Origin of the sequence: Acuticoccus sp. (assembly GCF_965213555.1) — a bacterium.
Classification (GTDB): domain Bacteria; phylum Pseudomonadota; class Alphaproteobacteria; order Rhizobiales; family Amorphaceae; genus Acuticoccus.
Genome location: NZ_OZ243890.1, coordinates 697,210 through 715,718, shown reverse-complemented (window position 1 = coordinate 715,718; position 18,509 = coordinate 697,210). Strand labels below are relative to the sequence as shown.

Annotated in this window: 13 protein-coding genes; 12 read left to right on the top strand and 1 reads right to left on the bottom strand. The window is 72.6% G+C overall.

Annotated features, from left to right (window positions below; translation table 11 throughout):
- The first annotated feature begins 2,024 nt into the window (after positions 1–2,024).
- The 12 genes from murD to recN all read left to right on the top strand — a co-directional run bounded on the left by murD (position 2,025) and on the right by recN (position 16,269).
- Complete coding sequence (murD, locus tag ACOOE8_RS03615; protein ID WP_420393503.1) at positions 2,025–3,416, top strand: UDP-N-acetylmuramoyl-L-alanine--D-glutamate ligase; 1,392 nt, start codon at positions 2,025–2,027, stop codon at positions 3,414–3,416.
- Entirely contained in the window at positions 3,413–4,564 is a 1,152-nt protein-coding gene (locus tag ACOOE8_RS03610) for an FtsW/RodA/SpoVE family cell cycle protein (protein ID WP_420393502.1), read from the top strand. Before murD ends, ACOOE8_RS03610 begins: the two co-directional genes overlap by 4 nt.
- Positions 4,564–5,643, top strand: a complete 1,080-nt coding sequence (locus ACOOE8_RS03605) for a UDP-N-acetylglucosamine--N-acetylmuramyl-(pentapeptide) pyrophosphoryl-undecaprenol N-acetylglucosamine transferase (RefSeq protein WP_420393501.1) — start codon at positions 4,564–4,566, stop codon at positions 5,641–5,643. Before ACOOE8_RS03610 ends, ACOOE8_RS03605 begins: the two co-directional genes overlap by 1 nt.
- 8 nt (positions 5,644–5,651) lie before the next feature.
- A complete protein-coding gene (murC, locus tag ACOOE8_RS03600; RefSeq protein WP_420394619.1) occupies positions 5,652–7,046 on the top strand; it encodes a UDP-N-acetylmuramate--L-alanine ligase in 1,395 nt (464 codons plus the stop codon).
- Positions 7,043–7,990, top strand: a complete 948-nt coding sequence (gene murB, locus ACOOE8_RS03595; protein WP_420393500.1) for a UDP-N-acetylmuramate dehydrogenase — start codon at positions 7,043–7,045, stop codon at positions 7,988–7,990. The genes murC and murB overlap by 4 nt, the downstream gene beginning before the upstream one ends.
- Positions 7,987–8,898 carry a D-alanine--D-alanine ligase gene (locus ACOOE8_RS03590; RefSeq protein ID WP_420393499.1) on the top strand — a complete coding sequence of 304 codons (912 nt, stop codon included), beginning with the start codon at positions 7,987–7,989 and terminating at the stop codon, positions 8,896–8,898. The genes murB and ACOOE8_RS03590 overlap by 4 nt, the downstream gene beginning before the upstream one ends.
- Positions 8,886–9,782 (top strand): cell division protein FtsQ/DivIB, encoded by an 897-nt coding sequence (locus ACOOE8_RS03585; protein ID WP_420393498.1) that lies wholly within the window; start codon positions 8,886–8,888, stop codon positions 9,780–9,782. The genes ACOOE8_RS03590 and ACOOE8_RS03585 overlap by 13 nt, the downstream gene beginning before the upstream one ends.
- Positions 9,779–11,083, top strand: a complete 1,305-nt coding sequence (gene ftsA, locus ACOOE8_RS03580) for a cell division protein FtsA (RefSeq protein WP_420393497.1) — start codon at positions 9,779–9,781, stop codon at positions 11,081–11,083. The genes ACOOE8_RS03585 and ftsA overlap by 4 nt, the downstream gene beginning before the upstream one ends.
- A gap of 90 nt (positions 11,084–11,173) precedes the next feature.
- On the top strand, positions 11,174–12,796 hold the full coding sequence (gene ftsZ / locus ACOOE8_RS03575; protein ID WP_420393496.1) for a cell division protein FtsZ: 1,623 nt from the start codon (positions 11,174–11,176) through the stop codon (positions 12,794–12,796).
- The gene (lpxC, locus tag ACOOE8_RS03570; RefSeq protein ID WP_420394618.1) at positions 12,793–13,638 is read left to right on the top strand and encodes a UDP-3-O-acyl-N-acetylglucosamine deacetylase; all 846 of its coding nucleotides are present in this window, start codon (positions 12,793–12,795) and stop codon (positions 13,636–13,638) included. The genes ftsZ and lpxC overlap by 4 nt, the downstream gene beginning before the upstream one ends.
- A gap of 106 nt (positions 13,639–13,744) precedes the next feature.
- Positions 13,745–14,569: an outer membrane protein assembly factor BamD gene (locus ACOOE8_RS03565; RefSeq protein ID WP_420393495.1), complete on the top strand. Its 825-nt coding sequence runs from the start codon at positions 13,745–13,747 to the stop codon at positions 14,567–14,569.
- 47 nt (positions 14,570–14,616) lie between these two features.
- Complete coding sequence (gene recN, locus ACOOE8_RS03560; protein WP_420393494.1) at positions 14,617–16,269, top strand: DNA repair protein RecN; 1,653 nt, start codon at positions 14,617–14,619, stop codon at positions 16,267–16,269.
- Positions 16,270–16,996: 727 nt separating this feature from the next.
- On the opposite strand, the gene ACOOE8_RS03555 is transcribed toward recN, so the two are convergent.
- The gene (locus tag ACOOE8_RS03555; protein WP_420393493.1) at positions 16,997–18,364 is read right to left on the bottom strand and encodes a DUF2254 domain-containing protein; all 1,368 of its coding nucleotides are present in this window, start codon (positions 18,362–18,364) and stop codon (positions 16,997–16,999) included.
- Positions 18,365–18,509: the final 145 nt, after the last annotated feature.

Genomic DNA, 18,509 nt, shown 5'->3' with positions numbered 1-18,509 from the left:
GCAAGGAAGGGCTCGCTGCGTCTGAGCCTCCGGTCCATAAGACGGCGCCGCGAGCCCGCCGTTGCCGGTGCAACGTCCCCTCGACGGTGCCGGGACGCTGCGCTGTCACCGTCCATGGGTGACCCTCGCCGCGCCGCGATCGAAGGCCCGACGCGCGTCGGTCTTCGGTGCAGCCGCCGCCGCCGCGCCTGCCTCGTCGCCGGCAACGCCTGCACTCGATCTTCTGGCAGCGTGGTGCGACCGGACCGTCCGGGCACCGCCCTAGGGTCGACAGCGGACGGTTCGCGGTCGTTGAACATCGGGCGCCTGCGGCGTCGAAGCGAGCCCTTCGCCTCCGATCCCACCGCATGCGTCCGGTGGCTCGGCCACGCCGTGCCTTCGGGTCGCCCGAACGACTGCTGCCAGCTTGTGTTCGGGGTTCCGGTGGGCCTGGGCCGTTGGCGCAAGCAGCGCCGCCGCGCCCCGTTCGTCGCCGGCAACGCGTGCATCCGACGTTCCCCGAGCGCGGTGCCGTCGAACCGACCGAGCGTTGCTCGCCGGGCCGCGACAAGGGGTCCGCGGCAGATGGGTGGCTGTTGGCCGCCGCGTCTCGGCGGCGCCTTCGTCGCTGGCGAAGTGTGCGTCCGGCGGTTCCGCTGCGCCGTGCCATCAGGACGCCGGAGCGACGTCCGCCAGCGTGCGTTCGATGCCCCGGCGGTGGTCCGCCGATGGTGCGGGCAGCGTCGCAGCACCCAGCTCGTTGCGAGCAGCGCATGCGTCCGACGGGCGGGCAGCACGGTGCGGTCAGGGCTACCGAGCGTCGTTCGCTGCGTTGCATCGGAGGGTGGGCTGCGGATGAACGGCTGGTGCCGGCGGCGTCGCAGCGAGCCTTCCGTTGCCCGCGCGAAGTGCATCCGGCGGTCGAGCGGAGCTGTGCTGTCAGGAGTGAGGATCGACTCGTGCCGACGTGCGGTCGACGGTCCGACGGGCGCGGACCATCAGCGCAGGCAGCGCCGCCGCGACCACCTCGTCGCCGGCTACGGATGCGTCCGATGTTCGGGGAGCACGGTGCCGTCCGACCGACCGAGCGGCGCTCCCTGCGGCGCGGCGGAGGGTTCGCTGCGGATGGACCGCTGGTCTCCGCGGGGTCGCGGCGGGGCCTTCGTCGCTGGCGCAGCGGGCGTCCGGCGATTTGCCCGAGCCATGCCTTCGCGACGCCCGCACGATCCACGCCGGCGCGCGGTGGACGGTCCGGCGGTCTCATGCCGCAGCACCCCGTTCTTCGCCCGCAGCGCAAGCGTCCGATGTTCGGGGAGCACGGTGCCGTCCGACCAACCGAGCGGCGCTCCCTGCGGCGCGGCGGAGGGTTCGCCGCGGATGGACCGCTGGTCTCCGCGGGGTCGCGGCGGCGCCTTCGTCGCTGGCGCAGCGGGCGTCCGGCGATTTGCCCGAGCCATGCCTTCGCGACGCCCGCACGATCCACGCCGGCGCGCGGTGGACGGTCCGGCGGTCTCATGCCGCAGCACCCCGTTCTTCGCCCGCAGCGCAAGCGTCCGATGTTCGGGGAGCACGGTGCCGTCCGACCAACCGAGCGGCGCTCCCTGCGGCGCGGCGGAGGGTTCGCTGCGGATGGACCGCTGGTCTCCGCGGGGTCGCGGCGGCGCCTTCGTCGCTGGCGCAGCGGGCGTCCGGCGATTTGCCCGAGCCGTGCCATCGCAACGCCCGCACGACCCTCGCCGACGCGCGGTCGACGGTCCGGCGGGCGTGCGCCGTCGGTGCGGGCGCCGCCGCTGCGCCTCCTACGTCGCCGACACTGCCTGCGGCCGACCTTCTTCGGGCGTGGTGCCATCGGCGCACCCGAGCATCGCTCGAGGGTGCGTAGCGGACGGTTCGCCACGCGTGGGTCACGCGGACGTGCAGCGGGGTCGCCGCGGGGACGTCGCCGATGACGCGTTCGGCCGCCTCCCTCGCCGTGCCGTGCCGTCGCCACGGTCGAGCGTCGCGCGCCAGTGCTTTACGGGCGGTCGGGCGCGGGGAGGGCGCTCGTGATCGCGGTCGAGCACCTCGCCGGGTGCCGCGCCGCGGTGTTCGGGCTCGGCGGGTCGGGGATCGCGACGGCCCACGCGCTCGCCGCGGGTGGTACGGAGATCGTCTGCTTCGACGACGACCGGGCGCGCGTCGAGGGGGCCTCGGACCAGGGGCTGCCTACGGCGGACCTGCGCGTCGCCGACTTCGCTGCGTTCGACGCCCTCGTCCTGTCGCCCGGCGTGCCGCTCACGCACCCAGCCCCGCACTGGACCGTGGAGCGCGCACGCGCCGCGGGCGTGCCGGTCCTCGGCGACGTCGCGCTGTTCGACGCCGAGCGCCGCGATCGGCTGCCCGACATGAAGCTCGCGGCGATCACCGGCACGAACGGCAAGTCCACCACCACGGCGCTACTGGGGCACGTCCTGTCCGCACTCGGTGCGTCGGCACAGGTGGGCGGCAACATCGGCCGCCCCGTGCTCGACCTCGACCCCGTGCCCGGCGCCGCGGTGGTGGAGGTCTCCTCGTACCAGGCGGACCTTGCGCCGGACTTGGCGGCGGACGTCGGCTGCCTCATCAACCTGTCGCCGGACCACATCGACCGGCACGGCACCTTCGAGGCCTACGCCGCGGTGAAGACACGGCTCGTCGCCAACGCGCGCCAGGCCGTCATCGGCGTCGACGATGGCTGCGCAGCGATCGCGGATCGCTTGGCAAGGCATGGCAAGCCGGTGCGCCGGATCGGCGTCTTCGACGACCTCGCCGGCCTCGCCGCGCTGGGGCCGGCCGGCGTCGGCGCCGTCGGCGAGGCGCTCTACGCGGTCGAGGGCGGCGCCGCGAGGCTTGTCGGCTCGCTCGCCGGCATCGCGTCCCTGCGCGGCGCGCACAACGCGCAGAACGCCGCCGCTGCGGTCGCGATGGCGATGGCGCTGGGCCACGACGCTGCGGCCGCAGCAGCCACGCTCGCCGGCTTCGGCGGCCTCGCCCACCGCATGGAGGAGGTCGGACGCGACGGCTGCGTCCTCTTCGTCAACGACTCCAAGGCGACGAACGCGGCCTCCGCGCTCCCGGCGCTGTCCTCCTTCGAGCGCATCCACTGGATCGCAGGCGGGGTCGCCAAGGAGGGCGGCGTCGCGAGCCTCGCGCCGAGCGCGCCGCGCATCGCCTCTGCCTACCTCATCGGCGAGGCGGCTGACCTCTTCGAACGCCAGCTCGCCGGCCTCGTCCCGGTGGTGCGATGCGGCACCCTCGACGCCGCGCTCGAGGCCGCGGCGACTGCGGCGCGCCGGGAGGGCGGCGTCGTCCTCCTGTCGCCGGCGTGCGCCTCGTTCGACCAGTTCCGCTCGTTCGAGCACCGCGGCGACGCCTTCCGCGCCCTCGTGCAGGCGCGCCTCAACCGGGAGAGCGCATGATGGTGAGCCGCGCCGAGACCCACGCCTTCGCCCGCTGGTGGTGGACCATCGACCGACCGATGCTCGCCGCCCTCGGCGCGCTGATGGCGCTCGGCCTCGTCCTGTCCTTCGCCGCGTCGCCCCCGGTCGCCGAGAAGCTCGGCCTCGGCAGCTACCACTTCGTCCTGCGCCACGTGGTGTTTGCGGTGCCGGCGGCGATCGTCCTCGTCGCCTTCTCCTTCCTGACCCCGCGACAGGTGCGGCGCGTCTCGCTCGTCCTCTTCGTCGGTGCGCTGGCTGCGATGATCCTGACGCTGTTCGCCGGCGTCGAGGTGAAGGGCGCGCGCCGCTGGCTGTCGCTGGCCGGCCTCACCGTGCAGCCGGCCGAGTTCGTCAAGCCGGCCTTCGTCGTCCTCACCGCCTTCCTGCTTTCAGAGGGCGCGCGCCGGCCGGACGTGCCGGGCCGCCTCCTCGCGGTGTTCCTGCTCGCCATCGTCGTCGCTCCGCTGGTGGCGCAGCCCGACTTCGGCCAGGCGATGCTGGTCGCGATGACCTGGAGCGCGATGATCTTCCTCGCCGGGCTGCAGTGGCGCTGGGTCGTCGCCCTCGGCGCCCTCGGCGTCGGCGGCATCGTGTCGGCCTACCTCTTCCTGCCGCACGTGACGAACCGGGTGAACGCCTTCCTCGACCCCGACGCCAGCGCGAACTACCAGGTCAACCGCTCCATCGAGAGCTTCGTGCGCGGGTCCTGGTTCGGCGAGGGGCCGGGGGAGGGTGTCGTCAAGCATCGTTTGCCGGACAGCCACACGGACTTCGTGTTCGCGGTCACGGCGGAGGAGTTCGGCGTCGTCCTCTGCGCCATCATCGCGCTCCTGTTCGCCCTCGTCGTCCTCAAGGGGCTGGCGCGGGCGTTCGGCGAGCGCGACGCGTTCGTGCGCCTCGCGCTCGCCGGCCTCATCCTCCTGTTCGGCGGGCAGGCGCTCATCAACATGGCGGTGAACCTGCAGCTCATGCCGGCCAAGGGGATGACGCTGCCGTTCATCTCCTACGGCGGCTCGTCGCTGGTGGCGGTGGCGATGGGCATGGGCTTCGCGCTCGCGCTGGCGCGCCGTCGGCCGCGCGGCGTGCGCTTCACGGTCGCGCGGCACCCGCTCGAGGCGTTCGCCTGATGCGCGCGATGCTGGCCGCGGGCGGCACCGGGGGGCACCTCTTCCCGGCCGAGGCGCTGGCGACGGTGCTGGTGCGGCGCGGCCACGAGGTCGAGCTCGTCACCGATCGCCGGGCGCGGACACTCTGCGACGCCTTCCCGGCGAGGCGCGTGCACTTCGTGGCGGCGGCCACGCTCGCCAAGCGCACGCCGCGCGGCGTCGCGACGATGGCGCTCGCCAACGCCGCCGGCCTCGCCCGCTCGTGGGGTGCCATGCGGGGGCAGCGGCCCGACGTCGCCGTCGGCTTCGGCGGCTACCCGACGGTGCCGCCGTTGACCGCGGCCCGCGCGCTGAAGGTGCCGGCGGTGGTGCACGAGGCCAACGCGGTCATGGGACGGGCGAACCGCCGGCTGGCGCGGCACGCGCACGTGGCGACGAGCTTCCCGTCGGTGAAGGGCCTGCCGCAGGCCCGCTCGGTCACCCACGTCGGTATCCCGGTGCGCGAGGCCGTGCTTGCCGCCGCGGCGCCGTACGACGCCTCGGAGGGGACGTTCCGCCTCCTGGTGTTCGGCGGCAGCCAGGGGGCGCGCGCCTTCGCCGACCTCGTCCCTCCGGCGCTGGCCGCGCTGTGCGAAGCGCGGCGGGCGCGCCTTGCGGTGACGCAGCAGTGCCGCCCGGAGGACCTCGAGCGCACCACCGCGGCCTACGCGGCGACGGAGGTCGATGCCGAGCTCGCCGCCTTCTTCGCCGACCTGCCCGCCCGCATCGCCGCATCCCACCTCGTGGTGTGCCGCGCCGGCGCCTCCACCGTGGCCGAGCTCGCCGTCATCGGTCGGCCGGCGCTCCTCGTGCCGCTCCCCGGCGCGCTCGACCAGGACCAGGCGCACAACGCCGACGCCCTCGCGGCCATCGGCGGCGGCCGTCGGCTCGACCAGGCCCGCCTCACCCCCGGAGCCCTCGCGAAGGAGATCGGCGGGCTGATGGACGACCCGGCACGCCTTTCCGCAATGGCGCAGCGGGCGAGGAGGCTCGCCGTCCCCGACGCGGCCGAGCGGCTCGCCGACCTTTGCGAGCGCGTCGGCGGCGGGGGCGCCCGATGAGCGCGCCCATCAAGATGACGTCGGCCATCGGCCCGGTGCACTTCGTCGGCATCGGCGGCATCGGCATGTCGGGGATCGCCGAGGTGCTGCACAATCTCGGCTACAAGGTGCAGGGCTCCGACATCGCCGAGGGCAGCAACGTCCAGCGCCTCAGGGACAAGGGCATCGAGGTCGCCATCGGTCACGACGCCGAGAACATCGGCCAAGCCACCGTCATCGTCGTGTCTTCCGCAGTGCGCCGCGACAATCCCGAGCTCGTCGCCGCCCGCGCGCGCCTGCTGCCGGTGGTGCGCCGCGCCGAGATGCTCGCCGAGCTGATGCGCCTCAAGCAGGCGATCGCGGTCGGCGGCACCCACGGCAAGACGACCACGACCTCGCTCATCGCGACCCTGCTCGAGGCCGGCGGCCTCGATCCGACGGTGATCAACGGCGGCATCATCAACGCGTACGGCACCAACGCGCGGCTCGGCGAGGGCGACTGGCTGGTCGCGGAGGCCGACGAGAGCGACGGCACCTTCGTGAAGCTGCCCGCCGACATCGCGGTCGTCACCAACATCGACCCCGAGCACCTCGACCACTACGGCACGTTCGACGGGCTGCGCGCCGCCTTCCGCACGTTCGTCGAGAACGTGCCGTTCTACGGCTTCGCGGTGATGTGCACCGATCACCCGGAGGTGCAGGCGATGGTGGGCCGCATCGAGGACCGGCGCATGATCACCTACGGCGCCAACCCCCAGGCGGACGCGCGCTTCGTGGACGTCGCGCCGGGCGCGCGCACGGAGTTCGCCGTCGTCCTCACCGACCGGGTGTCCGGCAGCCAGCGGCGCATCGGGGACCTATCGCTGCCGATGCCGGGCATCCACAACGTGTCCAACGCCACCGCGGCCATCGCGGTGGCCGACCGGCTGGGCATCGACGGTGACGCGATCCGCCGTGGGCTCGACGGCTTCCGCGGCGTGCGCCGCCGCTTCACCCACGTCGGCGACTGGAACGGCGTCGCGATCTACGACGACTACGGCCACCACCCCGTCGAGATCCGCGCCGTCCTGACCGCGGCGCGGCACGCGGCGAGGGGCAAGGTTGTGGCGGTGGTTCAGCCGCACCGCTACACGCGGCTCGCCGCGCTGTTCGACGACTTCTGCGCCTGCTTCAACGACGCGGACGTCGTTGTGGTGACGGACGTCTACGCGGCCGGGGAGCCGCCGATCCCGGGGGTCGACCGGGACGCGCTGGTGGCCGGGCTCGCGGCGCACGGGCACCGCGACGCCCTCGCCCTCGGCGGTCGGGAGGCGCTCGCTGCGCTCATCCGCGAGCGCGCGGCGCCCGGCGACATGGTGATCTGCCTCGGCGCCGGGTCGATCACCCAGTGGGCGCACGCCCTGCCGGGGGAGCTCGGCGCATGAGCCGCGCCGACCTCGTCCCCCTGCTCGCCGGCGCCGGACTGCGCGGACGGCTGGACCCGAACCGCCCCCTCGCCGAGCTTACGTGGTTCCGGGTCGGCGGCCCCGCGCAGCTCCTGTTCAGCCCGGCGGACGAGGCGGACCTCGTCACACTCATGCGCGCCCTGCCGGCGGACGTCCCCGTCACGGTCCTCGGCCTCGCCTCCAACACGCTGGTCCGGGATGGTGGCATCCCCGGCGTCGTCGTCCGCCTGTCGGCCCGCGGCTTTGGCCACGCGCGGGTCCTCGACACGCGCCTCACGGTGGGGGCCGCGCTGCCGGACGTGAAGGCGGCGCGGGCGGCGGCGGACGCCGGCCTCGCCGGGCTCGCCTTCTACCGTGGCATCCCCGGCGCCATCGGCGGCGCGCTGCGCATGAACGCCGGCGCCTACGGCACGGAGACCAAGGACCGCCTCGTCGCCGCGCGTGCCGTCGACCGGCGCGGCGCGGTGCACGTCCTCACCAACGCGGACTTCGGCTTCGCCTACCGCCACTCGGCGGCACCGGCGGACCTCGTGTTCACCGAGGCGACCTTCGAGGGCGCGCCCGGCGACCGCGGCGCGATCGTTGCCGAGATGGAGGCCATCACCGAGCGGCGCGAGGAGACGCAGCCGGTGCGGTCGCGCACCGGCGGCTCGACCTTCAAGAACCCGCCTGGGGAGAAGGCCTGGCAGCTCGTCGACCGCGCGGGCTGCCGCGGCCTCGTCATCGGCGGCGCGCAGGTGTCGACGCTGCACGCCAACTTCATGCTGAACCTCGGCGAGGCGAGCGCCGACGACCTTGAGCGGCTCGGCGAGACCGTGCGCGGCCGCGTCCGCGCCGCCACCGGCGTTGCGCTGGAGTGGGAGATCAAGCGCGTCGGCGTGCCGAGGGGCGAGGCCGTCCCGGCCTTCATGGAGGCCGCATGACGCGCGTCGCGGTCCTCATGGGCGGGCTCTCCGCCGAGCGTCCGGTCAGCCTGAAGAGCGGCGAGGCCTGCGCCGCGGGGCTCGAGCGCGGCGGCTACGACGTGGTGCGGCTCGACGTCGGCCGCGACCTCGTCGACCGGCTGCGCGAGGCGCGCCCGGACGTCGCCTTCAACGCGCTGCACGGGCCGTTCGGCGAGGACGGCTCGGTGCAGGGCATCCTGGAGTTCCATGCGATCCCCTACACGCACTCCGGCGTGCTCGCCTCCGCGCTCGCCATGAACAAGGACCGCGCCAAGGCGGTGATGGCGCGCGCCGGGATCCCCGTCGCCGAGCACGTGACCTGCTCTCGCTTCGAGGCCGCCGAGCGGCACGCCATGGCCCCGCCCTACGTGGTGAAGCCGGTCGCCGAGGGGTCGTCCCTTGGCGTCCTCATCGTGCCCGAGGGGGCCAACCGGCCGCCTGCCGAGCTCCTCGCGCCGGACTGGGCCTACGGCGACGAGGTGATGGCGGAGAAGTATGTTGCCGGTCGTGAGCTTACCTGCGCCGCGTTCGGCGACACGGTATGGGACGTCATCGACATCGTACCGCTCAGCGAAAGCTTCTATGGCTTCGACGCAAAGTATCAATTTGGGGGATCGGAACACATCCTGCCGGCACGGCTTCAACCAAATCTTTACCAAAACATTCAAGAGTTGACGTTGAGGGCTCACCGAGCCCTGGGGTGCCGCGGCGTGTCGCGTGCCGACTTCCGATATGATCCGGAAAAGAACCAACTCGTGTGCCTTGAAGTCAACACTCAGCCCGGCATGACCGAAACCTCCCTGGTGCCGGAGTTGGCAGCGCACGCGGGCCTCTCCTTCGACGCGCTGGTGGCGGCGATGGTGGAGGATGCCTCGTGCCGGCGCTGACCTCGCGCGCGCTGCGCTCGCGCCTCGCCGGCCCGCTGCCGACGCGCCTGCTCACAGCGGCGGTGCTCGTCGGCACCTGCGGCGCCGGGCTCGCCTACGCGCCCGACCCCGGCGAAGCCATCGACGCGGTGGCAAGGTTCGGCGGCTTCGAGGTGCGCTACGTCAAGCTTGCCGGGCAGAAGGAGACCTCGGACAGCGCCATCGTCGCCTCGGTCGGCCTCGAGCCAGACGGGACGCTCCTGTCCGTGGACGTCGAGGCCATGCGCCAGCGGCTCGAGGCGTTGCCGTGGGTCACGCGCGCCACGGTGCGCAAGGTGCTGCCGGGCACGCTCGACGTCACCATCGACGAGGCGTCGGCCTTCGCGCGCTGGCGCATCGACGGGTCCGAGGTGCTGATCGCCGACGACGGCACCGTCCTTGCCGACGAGGTGCCGCCGCGTTTCGCCGAGCTGCCGCTGGTCGCGGGGCGCGGTGCCAACCACGCCGTCCGCGACGCCCGCGAGGTGCTGTCCTCGAGCCCGCTCTACGAGATCCGCACCCGCGCGGCGATCCTCATCAACGAGCGGCGATGGGACCTCGTGTTCGACACGGGAGCGACGGTGCGGCTGCCCGAGGACGGCGCGGCCGAGGCGCTGCAGCGGCTCGCCGACATCGAGGCGCAGGGCACGATCACCCTGGAGCCCATCGTCGTCGACATGCGCCTCGCCGACCGCACCGTCATCGAGCTCGATCCCCAGGCCGACAGCGAGCTCTACGTGGCATCGGACGGGACGCGCGACGCGTCGGAGGAGCCGGCCGACCTCCTCGCCGCGGCCATCGCCGAGGCGGCGGGCGCGGCTCCCATCGACCCGTTGGCCGCGGCGATCGTGGAGGCGCAGAGGTGAACGTCATCCAGTTGCCCCGAAGCGTCGACCAGCGCCGCTGCCACGTCGCCCCGACGCGCGGCTCCACGGTGTGCGTCCTCGACGTGGGGTCCGCCAAGGTCGCCTGCCTGATCGCCAAGCTGAAGCCGGCCCCGGAGGAGGAGCTCCTCGCCGGGCGCACCCACGCCATCGAGGTCATCGGCTACGGCTACCAGCAGTCGCGCGGCGTCAAGTCCGGCGCCGTCGTCGACCTCGAGCGGGCCGAGCGGGCGATCCGTCGAGCGGTGGATGCCGCCGAGCAAATGGCTGGCGTGACGGTCGAATCGCTTATCGTCACGCAGACCGCAGGGCGGCTCTCCTCCGAGTCGTTCGGGGCCAAGGTCGACCTCGATGCCGGCGCAGTGCGCGAGGCGGACATCCGCCGCGTCCTCGCCGCGTCGGGGCGTCACCAGATCAGGGACGGACGAACCGCCTTGCACGCGCTGCCCATCGGCTACTCCCTCGACGGACAGGACGGCATCAGCGACCCGCGCGGGATGATCGGCGACGTCCTCGGCGTCGACGTCAACCTCGTCACCGCCGACCGCGCGGCGCAGGACAACCTCGGCCTCGTCGTCGGGCGCTGTCACCTCGACGTCGACGGCGTCGTCGCGACGCCCTACGCCTCGGGGCTCGCCGCGCTCGTCGACGACGAGAGCGAGCTCGGCGCGGTGTGCGTCGACGTCGGGGGCGGCACGTCGTCCATCGCGATCTTCTGCAACGGCAACCTCGTCCACGTGGACGCCATCGCCATCGGCGGCCACCACGTGACGATGGACGTGGCGCAGGGCCTGTCCATCCGCCTCGAGGAGGCGGAGCGGCTGAAGACCTTGCACGGCTCGGCCGTCGCGTCGGCGGCGGACGAGCGCGCGACGCTCGCCATCCACCCGGTCGGCGACGACGGCGTGCCGACGCAGATCTCGCGCACGATGCTCAACACCATCATCCGCCCGCGCGTCGACGAGATCCTGGAGCTCGTTCGCGACCGCCTCGTCGCCTCGGGCTTCGCCGGGCGCATCGGTCGGCGCATCGTCATGACCGGCGGAGGCAGCCAGCTCACCGGGCTGACGGACGTCGCGCGCTCGGTGTTCGGCCGGCCGGTGCGCATGGGCCGCCCCCTCGGCGTGAAGGGCCTACCGGTCGCGGCGCGCGGGGCAGCGTTCTCCGCCGTCGTCGGCCTCCTCATCTACCCGCAGCTTGCGCCCGCGGCGCTGTTCGAGGCGTCGGGGCACCGCTCCGGCACCTTCGCCCGCGTCGGCCGCTGGCTGCGCGAGAGCTTCTAGCGGACCCAACGGCCCGCGGATCGAGCGACCCGGCTTGCGCCGGTCAACGTAGCGCCCGGTTCGGGCATGGGACGAGAACGGGAGACAACAATGTCGTCCACCAACCTCAAGACGCCCGACCTCACTGAGCTCAAGCCGCGCATCATGGTGTTCGGCGTCGGCGGGGCAGGGTGCAACGCGGTCAACAACATGATCGAGGCCGGCCTCGAGGGCTGCGACTTCGTGGTGGCCAACACCGACGCGCAGTCGCTCAACCTGTCGAAGTCCGAGCGCGTCATCCAGATGGGCATCGCGGTGACCGAGGGCCTCGGCGCCGGCTCCCAGCCGGACGTCGGGCGCGCGGCGGCCGAGGAGGTCATCGACGAGATCGCCGACCACCTGTCCGGCTCGCACATGGTGTTCATCACCGCCGGCATGGGCGGCGGCACCGGCACCGGCGCGGCGCCCGTCGTCGCCCGCGTCGCGCGCGACCAGGGCATCCTCACCGTCGGGGTCGTCACCCGCCCCTTCCAGTTCGAGGGCGCGCGGCGCGCCAAGCTCGCGGACAACGGCATCGACGAGCTCGCCCAGCACGTCGACACCCTCATCGTCATCCCGAACCAGAACCTGTTCCGCATCGCCAACGCGCAGACGACCTTCGCCGACGCCTTCGCCATGGCCGATCAGGTGCTGTACTCGGGCGTCGCCTGCATCACCGACCTCATGGTGAAGGAGGGGCTCATCAACCTCGACTTCGCCGACGTGCGCTCGGTCATGCGCAACATGGGCAAGGCGATGATGGGCACCGGCGAGGCGTCCGGCGACAACCGCGCGCTGCAGGCGGCGGAGGCGGCGATCTCCAACCCGCTCCTCGACGAGACCTCCATGAAGGGCGCGCGCGGCCTCCTCGTGTCCGTGGTGGGCGGCAAGGACCTCACCCTCTTCGAGGTGGACGAGGCGACGACCCGCATCCGGGAGGAGGTCGACGACGACGCCAACATCATCTTCGGTGCGACGTTCGACGACAGCCTCGACGGCGTGATCCGCGTGTCGGTGGTGGCGACGGGCATCGACGAGGAATCCTTGGAGGTCGCTGCGCCGACTGACATCCGCGGCAACGCGGTCCCCGCCGGTGCCACCCAAGGGGTCGCGCCGGCGGAGGCGCCCGACCCCAACGAGGCGGCCATCGCCGCGGTGGCGGCGGGGCTCGAGGACTTCGAGGCCGACCTCGACGCCCACGACGACGGCGAGCCCTACGACGACGCGGACGTCCCCGACGAGGAGGACGAGCGCGACCTCGACATCGCGCCGGAACGCGCCGCACGGGGGCGCGTCCCGGCGGCGGAGCCGCGCGACTACGCGGCCTACGAGGGGGACGAGCGCCGGCCCATGGGGCTCCTGCGCCGCATCGCCTCCGGCCTTTCCCGTCGCGAGGACGAGGAGGAGGAGGAGTACGCCCCGGTGGAGCCGCGCGTCTCACGCCGCCGCGCGGTGGCCCAGGCGAGGGCGGCGCGCGAGGACGTGCCGCGCCTTCCCTCTCCCGACATGGTGGCGCGCGAGGCGGACGAGGATGACGCCTTGCGGCCCCGTCGCGCCCGCCAGCGCGTCGACGGTCAGCCCCCGCGCAGGCCACGCCGCGAGGAGGAGCCCGCCTCGCGCGCCCGTCCGGCGCAGCGGTCCATCGACGACGACCATCTGGAGATCCCAGCGTTCCTACGCCGCCAGGCGAACTGACGGACGGGCCGATCCGGCGGCACCTCTCGCGTGAGGTCGCCTTCACCGGCGTCGGCGTCCACACCGGCGCCGACGCTTCCTGCGTCGTGGGCCCCGGCGCGGACGGCATCGTGTTCGCACGCAGCGACGGCGCGGGGGCCGTGCGAGCAAGCTGGCGCAACGTCGTGGTGACGCGGCTCGCCACGGTCCTGGCGGCGGACGGGGTCGAGGTGCGCACCGTCGAGCATCTCATGAGCGCGCTCGCCGCGCTCGGCATCACGGACGCGGTCATCAGGGTCGACGGTCCCGAGGTGCCGATCCTCGATGGCAGCGCGGCGCCGTTCCGCACGGCGCTCGCCGAGGTGGCGGAGCCGACAGGGGCGGCGCCCGTCGTGAAGGTCCTGCGCGCCGTCTCGGTGGCGGCAAAGGGCGCGTTCGCCGCGCTGATCCCATCAACGGGACGATGCTTCGACGTCGCCATCGACTTCGAGGACGCCGCCATCGGCCTGCAGCGGGTCACCTTCGACCTCGACCGCGGTGACTACGCGAGCGAGGTCGCCCCCGCGCGCACCTTTGGTCGGGTCAAGGACATCGATGCCATGCGCCGCCGCGGCTACGGTCGCGGCGCCTCGCTGGCCAACGCGGTCGCCGTCGACGGCTCGCGCGTCGTCAACCCGGAGGGGCTGCGGATGGCGGACGAGTTCGCCCGCCACAAGCTGCTCGACGCCATCGGCGACATGGCGTTGGCGGAGCGGCCCATCCTGGGGCTCTACCGCAGCCACAAGGCTGGGCATCGGCTGAACTACGCGTTGCTGCGTCGCCTGTTCGCGTCGCGCGAAAACTTTCAATTGTTGCCAAATTGAGACAGCCTGCGCGACGAGCGGGCGTCGCGGGAGCCGACGGGCGCGCGGCGCTAGCGGGGCGGCGGCGGGGTTGGTAGGACCCGTGGAACAGTGTTGGGGTAAGGCGATGCTTGTGTCTCTCGCACGGTCGATGGCGCTCGCCCTCGTCCTCGTCGCGCTGGCCGGGTGCTCGGTCAGCCGGGTGACGGAGATCGAGTTCGAGGAGGAGCCCGCGGACAAGCTCTACAACGAGGGCCTCGTCCTCATGGACGCCGGCGACTACCGTACTGCGATGGTGAAGTTCGAGGAGGTCGACCGCCTCCACCCGCACACCGACTTCGGGCGCAGGTCCAAGGTCATGATGGCGTTCGCGAACTACTCGCGCGGCCAGTACCCCGAGGCGGTGAACGCCGCGAAGCGCTTCATCACCCTGCATCCGCGCGACCCCGACGCGGCGTACGCGCAATACATCATTGCGAGCTCGTACTACAAGCAGATCCCGGACGTCACCCGCGACCAGGACGGCACGCAGAAGGCGATGGCCGCCTTCGAGGAGCTGATCGAGAAGTACCCCGAGTCGGAGTACGTCGACGAGGCACGGCGCAAGCTGGCGGTGGCGCAGGACCAGATCGCCGGCAAGGAGATGGAGGTCGGCCGATACTACCTCGAGCGCGACGAGAACCTCGCCGCGATCAACCGCTTCCGCGTCGTCGTCGAGAAGTACCAGCGCACGCGGCACGTGGAAGAGGCGCTGTTCCGGCTGACCGAGTCGTACTACACGCTCGGGCTGACCGAGGAGGCGCAGACCGCCGCGGCGGTGCTTGGCCACAACTTCCCCGATAGTCGGTGGTACAGGGACGCCCACACGCTCCTCGAGTCCGGCGGATTTGCACCGAGCGAGACCAAGTCGAGCTGGATCAGCCGGGCGTTCGCAGGGTTCAAGCTGCTCTGACCGATCCGCCCGGCGCGGCGGTCCACGTCAGCGCGCGTGGGGGTCCGGTGCTGTCACGGCTCGTCGTCCGCGACATCGTTCTGATCGAGGCGCTCGACCTCGACCTTTCGGGCGGCTTCACCGCGCTCACCGGCGAGACCGGGGCGGGCAAGTCGATCCTCCTCGACGCCCTATCCCTCGCCCTTGGCGGGAAGGCGGACGGCAGGCTGGTGCGCTCCGGCGCCGACGCGGGGTCGGTCAGCGCGACGTTCGCAGCGCCGCCGAACCATCCTGCCATCGCGATCGTGCGCGAGGCTGGGCTCGACGCGGAGGACGCGTTGATCCTGCGCCGCACGCTGGGCGCCGACGGGCGCGGACGAGCGTTCGTCAACGATCAGCCGGTGAGCGTCGGCCTCATGCGCCAGGTCGGCGCAGCGCTGGTCGAGGTGCACGGCCAGCACGGTGATCGCGCGTTGATGTCGGGCAGTGCGCACCGCCGCCTCATCGACGCCTACGGTGGCCTCGTCGGCGAGGCAGACCACGTCGGCGCGCTGTGGCGTGCCCTGAAGGACGCCGAGCACAAGCTCGCCGAGCACGAGGCCGAACTCGCTGCAGCTCGGGAGGAGGCGGACTACCTGCGCGCCGCCACCGAGGAGCTCGCCAGGCTCGACCCCGAGCTGGGAGAGGAGGAGCGGCTCGCCGCCCGTCGGCAGGAGATGGCAGCGGCGCAGAAGGTCGCCGGCGACCTCGAGGAGGCAGCATCCAGCCTGGAGGGCCACCGCTCGCCGATCCCCGCCCTCGCGGGCGTCCTGCGCAAGCTGGAGCGCAAGGGCGGCGGGGCGGAGGATGCGCTGACGCCGGTGATGGACGCGCTCGGCGCCGCCCTCGACGCGCTCGAGGCGGCGCGCGGCACCATCCATGAGGCGCAGCGCGCGCTCGACTTCGATCCCCACCAGATGGAGGGGCTCGAGGAGCGGCTGTTCGCGCTGCGCGCCACCGCCCGCAAGCACAAGGTCCCCGTGGACGAGCTGGCGGACCTTGCCACGCGCATGGCGGACGACCTCGCCGACCTCGACGCCGGCGAGGCGCGCTCGGCGACGATGTCCCAGGCGGTCGCGGCCGCCGAGCAGGCCTACCGCGGCGCCGCGGTGCACCTGTCGGAGCGGCGAGGCGCGGCGGGCGAGGCGCTGGAGGCAGCGGTCGCGCGCGAGCTCGGACCGCTGAAGCTCGAGAAGGCGCGCTTCAGCGTGCACCGTGAGGACGCGGCGCCGGGACCCGAGGGGCTCGACGACGTCGCCTTCCACGTCCAGACCAACCCCGGTTCGCCCGCCGGGCCGATCATGAAGGTCGCCTCGGGCGGCGAGCTGTCACGCTTCCTCCTCGCGCTCAAGGTATGCCTTGCCGACCGCGGATCCGCCTCGACCCTCATCTTCGACGAGATCGACACCGGCGTCGGCGGCGCGGTGTCGGACGCCATCGGCGCGCGCATGGCGCGGCTCGCCGACAGGCTGCAAGTCCTGTCCATAACCCACGCTCCGCAGGTGGCAGCACGCGCCGACCATCACCTGTTGATCGCCAAGGCGGTCGCCGGCGGTACGACCGCCACCAGCGTGCGCGGTCTCACCGGACTCGAGCGGCGCGAGGAGATCGCCCGCATGCTCGCCGGCGCCACGGTGACGGACGAGGCGCGCGCCGCCGCCGACCGGCTCATCGAGGCCTGAGCCTCAGCGGCCCCCCGCCGCCGCGCCGGTGACCAAGAGTGCGACCCCGCGGCACGGTCCGCGTCGAACTTGCCGCGTCCTTCGTGGCGCCCGCCGGCGTGCTGAGCTCCACTGAGCGCTTCGCTCCGAAGGAGACCCGGCCAAGCCTGGGCCGCTCACGATGCGGTTGCGGTTTCCCGCGCACTATCAGATCCCGCCGCACACGCATCCCGCCATCGAGCACGTGACCGTCCTCGATGGTGTGTTCCTTATGGGTTCGGGAGAAGCGGTCGATCGCGATGCGGCGACGGCGCTTCCCGTTGGGGCCTTCGCCATCATGCCCGTCGAGCACCCGCACTACACGTTCGCCGACGGTGCGGTGACGATCCAGCTCCAAAGCGTCGGCCCGTGGGGCATCACCTACCTCGATCCCGCCGACGATTCACGCAAGAACAACTCAGCAAGGGGTCGAACACTGGCACGCACCGACCAGCGTGCCGGCACCGCTGACGCTCGACGTCGACGGACGAGGGACGACGGGGGCTGCGTCTGGGACGACGGGCGCTCGTCGCATACCCCTGTTGGCATTATGGCGATTTACCGGCCGGGACGCCGCACTTCATTGCGGCGCCGGACGGCGAGGTCACCGTGCTCGAGGTCGGCGCCGGGCCGAGCGGCGCGACGTTCTTCGCCTGACGGCCGCCAGCGCGCCTAGCGGGCGGCGGGCCGACGGCCGATCTTTCAGGGATCAGGCGGCCTGCGGCGTCGGCAGCGTCCGCGTCCCTGCGCGGCGTGCCGAAATCGCATCCGTCGCCTCGCGCAGGTGGTCCGCGACCTCCTGGCGCGCCGCGCTCTCCGTCAGCATCTCCTCGGCGGACTGGGCGAGCGCGCGCATCTGCGCCGCGACGACCTCGGCGCGCTCCTCGCTGCTCGCCGCCGCGGCGAGGTCGGCGAGCACCGTGATCGCGTAGAGGGTCACGTTGCGGTCGCCGGAGATATACTGCCGCATACGTCCGAACGTGCGCTCGACGAGGCCCTCGAACGTCACGCGCGTGTGGTGTACCCTCTCGTGCGACGTTGGCGGTCCCGGTCGACGCGTCGCGAAGGCCGACAGTCCGGCGCGCAGCCAGTCGAGGCACAGCATCGCGGTGTGCGGGTCGTTGACCCCCGCCGACAGCGCGCGGGCAAGGACCTCGACGAGCTGATCGGACAGGAACGCGATGTCCTGCTCCTCCGTGCGGCTCGACCCAAGCGTGAAGTACCGCTCGATGCTCTCGCGCTTACCCTCGGCGCGCGCCGTCGGGCTGATGGCGACCACGACGTCGCCTCGCGCGACGAAGTCGCCCGGCGCGGTGCGTACGAAGACGTGGAGGTCGTGCTTGCGCGCGAGCCGATCGAGCGCTTTGAGGTCGATCTGTTGCAAGTAGCCGCCCTCCGGCGCGCGCACGTCCAGCTTGTCGGTCGGCTCGGGCGACGGCCACGCGCCGACGTCGACCGAGCCGCCGCGCTCGGCGTGCCGCGCCTCCTCCTCGTCGCACATGACGATGATCGACCGCTCGAGCTTGCCGCCGATCCCTGAGACGAGGTTCATGATGTTGATCGATTCGGGCACGTGGTGGATGTAGACGATCAGCGCGCCCACCGAGACGAGCGCCAGGAATACGGCAAACAGCACCGAGACCTGCGGCACGAACGATGCGAGCGCCTCGGGCAGGTCCTCGTAGCGCGCGTGCACGGTGCTGAGCACGGTCACGCAGTAGACGAAGGTGGCGACGAAGATCGCAAGGACGACCTGGTTCGTGCGGTCGCGCATGAAGTTGCCGATGAGGCGCGGGCCGTAGTTGCCCGACGCGAACGACACCGCGACGATGGTGATGGAGAACGCGACGCCCGCCACGCCGAGGATCGCGGTGCCGAGGGTGGTCAGCACCGCGCGGGCGCCGTCGACGCCCATGGGCCGCACGAACGGCACGCCCGCCATCCACTCGACCCCCAGGAGAGTGTCGACGTAGGGCAGCAGGAAGCCGAGGACGAGCGCGACCGCGGTGAGGATCGACGGCAGGAACCAGTAGTTCTGCCGCAGTTGGAGCACGCTTTGCAGCGTGATGTTGGACATGCAGCGTCCTCGTCTTGAGAGCCTTGGGGTAGGGTGAACGCGCGGACGGCGCAAACGGTTGAGCGACCGACCGTCGCCGTCCGCGGGCGCACCGGACCGTGCCCCGTTCCAACGGAGGGAGGCCCGCGATCGGGCGACGCGACGC

What these genes read in the sequence shown, in the direction of transcription:
- ACOOE8_RS03610 (WP_420393502.1), top strand. Translation starts at nt 3,413, where the DNA reads ATGATGGTGAGCCGCGCCGAGACCCACGCCTTCGCCCGCTGGTGGTGG.
- ACOOE8_RS03605 (WP_420393501.1), top strand. Translation starts at nt 4,564, where the DNA reads ATGCGCGCGATGCTGGCCGCGGGCGGCACCGGGGGGCACCTCTTCCCG.
- murB (WP_420393500.1), top strand. Translation starts at nt 7,043, where the DNA reads ATGAGCCGCGCCGACCTCGTCCCCCTGCTCGCCGGCGCCGGACTGCGC.
- ACOOE8_RS03590 (WP_420393499.1), top strand. Translation starts at nt 7,987, where the DNA reads ATGACGCGCGTCGCGGTCCTCATGGGCGGGCTCTCCGCCGAGCGTCCG.
- ftsZ (WP_420393496.1), top strand. Translation starts at nt 11,174, where the DNA reads ATGTCGTCCACCAACCTCAAGACGCCCGACCTCACTGAGCTCAAGCCG.
- ACOOE8_RS03565 (WP_420393495.1), top strand. Translation starts at nt 13,745, where the DNA reads ATGCTTGTGTCTCTCGCACGGTCGATGGCGCTCGCCCTCGTCCTCGTC.
- ACOOE8_RS03555 (WP_420393493.1), bottom strand. Translation starts at nt 18,364, where the DNA reads ATGTCCAACATCACGCTGCAAAGCGTGCTCCAACTGCGGCAGAACTAC.